Source organism: Clostridium sp. HBUAS56010, assembly GCF_007115105.1.
In the GTDB taxonomy this organism is placed as follows: Bacteria; Bacillota; Clostridia; order Lachnospirales; family Lachnospiraceae; genus Lacrimispora.
The window spans coordinates 1-1,642 of the sequence record NZ_SULJ01000040.1; the positions used below are offsets into that span (position 1 = coordinate 1).

Below are 1,642 nucleotides of genomic sequence, written 5' to 3' on the forward strand. Positions count from 1 at the left end.
AGAAGAAGTTTGCCGCCGTTTTCAGCGGCGAGTTATATCATATCAAGCTTTCCGACAAATGTCAACATCTTTTTTACATTTATTTCAAAAAGTCTTTTATCCTATAAGATAGGGGTTCTCTTTCATACGGAATAAAAGAGCCGCAGCTCCATAAGGTAGTGGTTTCCTTATGGAACAGCGGCTTACTTTCTAATTTTTACTGAGCAACATATAGGATTCTTCCTCCTGTTGCTGTAACGGGAGCTACAAGACTCTCTGTATTTTCAAATGCAAATGATTGAACAGTAGAAGCATCAATTGTTCCCAGTTCCGTTTTGGGAACCACAAAAGTTACTTCCTGTGTTTTAGCGGTTCCTTCCGTGGAATCTGTGAGTAATGCGTAGTAATAGATACTTGTATCCGCTGCATAGTTAAAAGCTGTATCGTTTGTAAAAGAAATATCAAAAAAGGCATCTTCAACACTTGAGTTAAAGGCCTCGGCATTGGTTACCGATACATTAATTGCCATAGTTATGACCCTTTCTTCGATTTATTTGATGGTCTTAAGGTATGGACCTACTATCAGTATATTCCCAACACTTCCTGGTGTTGCAGTGCCAGTCCTGGATCATGGCACATATATTAGATCAGGAGGGTTTAATATGAATTCCATTGATGTTGATTGCAAAAATTCCGGAAGCTTTCCTAATTGTTGCTTCACTTCTAAATCCAAAGCCTTATTGGTGGGTCAATGCAGTCAATGTAGTATGTCCACTTATTTATACTTTGATATTCAGCGATATTTCTATATCAATCAGATTAAAAGCTGCCAATTAATACTTTTTAAGCTTCCAATATGTAAACAGGATAAAAATAACATGAATCCTTTTTTTCATTCATATTGTTTATATCCTTCAGAAGACTTCTTTAATATATATAATGATTGCTACTCTAATCCCAAGTTTAATCATAGTTATGAAATTATCTTTACTGACACCCCCCAGTCCAGTTACAGTGAAATTGATATCACTTACATCGCTCAAAGCTGGCATAATGGCCAGATTGAAAACAGAGGAATAATCATTACTGGTCTTTCTAGTAGTTTTCCCCTTTTCTATGCAGCTCACAATTTTGAAGATTGTTCTATGCGACCAATGCTTCGCATCACTTATGAAAAATTTAACAAAATAAACGCAATGACCGAAATCCAATGCACAGTTGTCATTAAATAGCAAACCAGTTATTGCAATTGGTATGTTTGTTCTTACAAACAACTATAATAATGAAAGACAGGTTTCTCAATAAGAAATCTGTCTTTATAATCAAAATAATTGTTTATCTTGTTTAATTAAATAAGCATCATATCATTTTTGATACTTGCTATAATCCTTTGCTGCACCATGATGAAAACTTAATTATAGCGCTTGTTAATTTGTAAATTTTATAGAAAATCACTTCTGAACATATTTTTCAAATATACAGGATTTCATTAATAAATCTCTTTATATTAAGGATCCTTTTTCACCCATTGCTGGCTGTTTTCCTCCATTCCTCTATACACAGTTTTTTATTTATTCAAAAAATAAAATTCTTAATCTTTTTATAAACGGAAAAACAGGCTTCCGAAAATCGGAAACCTGCCCTTATCTTTTGTATGTAGAGC

At 33.8% G+C, this 1,642-nt stretch carries 2 protein-coding genes; one reads left to right on the forward strand and one right to left on the reverse strand.

Annotation, left to right across the window (positions count from 1 at the left end; all coding sequences use genetic code 11):
• Positions 1 to 196: 196 nt before the first annotated feature.
• A complete protein-coding gene (locus tag FAY33_RS19095) occupies positions 197 to 508 on the reverse strand; it encodes a hypothetical protein (RefSeq protein ID WP_143323067.1) in 312 nt (103 codons plus the stop codon).
• A 133-nt stretch (positions 509 to 641) separates the two neighbouring features.
• Between FAY33_RS19095 and FAY33_RS19100 the strand changes: the two genes are divergently transcribed.
• Positions 642 to 1,211 (forward strand): DNRLRE domain-containing protein, encoded by a 570-nt coding sequence (locus FAY33_RS19100; RefSeq protein ID WP_143323068.1) that lies wholly within the window; start codon positions 642 to 644, stop codon positions 1,209 to 1,211.
• Positions 1,212 to 1,642: the final 431 nt, after the last annotated feature.